Source organism: Paraburkholderia bengalensis (genome assembly GCF_037126505.1).
GTDB lineage: Bacteria > Pseudomonadota > Gammaproteobacteria > Burkholderiales > Burkholderiaceae > Paraburkholderia > Paraburkholderia bengalensis.
Genome location: NZ_JACFYJ010000304.1, coordinates 1 through 496 on the forward strand (window position 1 = coordinate 1; position 496 = coordinate 496).

Consider the following 496-nt stretch of genomic DNA (forward strand, 5'->3'; position numbering starts at 1 on the left):
TGTCGCCTTCGACCCAGAGTTGCTCTACGTCGCGGCCATGTTCCACGACATCGGTTTGACGTCGGCCTACCGCGACAGCGAACTGCGTTTTGAAGTCGACGGCGCGAACGCTGCGCGCGATTTTCTGCGCAGCCATCATGTCGACTAGGCGGACGTCGCGAAGGTGTGGACCGCTGTGGCGCTCCATACGACGCCGGGCATTCCCGAGCACATGCACGGGGAAATCGCGCTGGTGCAAGCCGGAGCGGGGATGGACGTGGCGGGACGGGGCTTCGATACGTTTTCGGAGGAACAGCGCGCGGCGGTGATCGCAGCCTGGCCGCGCGGGGCCGATTTCGGCGGCAGGATGATCGACGCCTTTTACGATGGCATGAAGCATCGTCCAGCCACCACGTTCGGCACGTTCAACGACGATTTCCTGGCATACAAGGACCCGGGCTTCGAGCGCGTGAACCTGTGCAGCATTATTTTGAATTCCCGGTGGGGATGACGTCCT

At 62.5% G+C, this 496-nt stretch carries 1 pseudogene; it reads left to right on the top strand.

Annotation, left to right across the window (positions count from 1 at the left end):
• Nucleotides 1-490: pseudogene (locus H3V53_RS43390) on the top strand (HD domain-containing protein); the annotation flags it as partial.
• Nucleotides 491-496 lie beyond the last annotated feature (6 nt).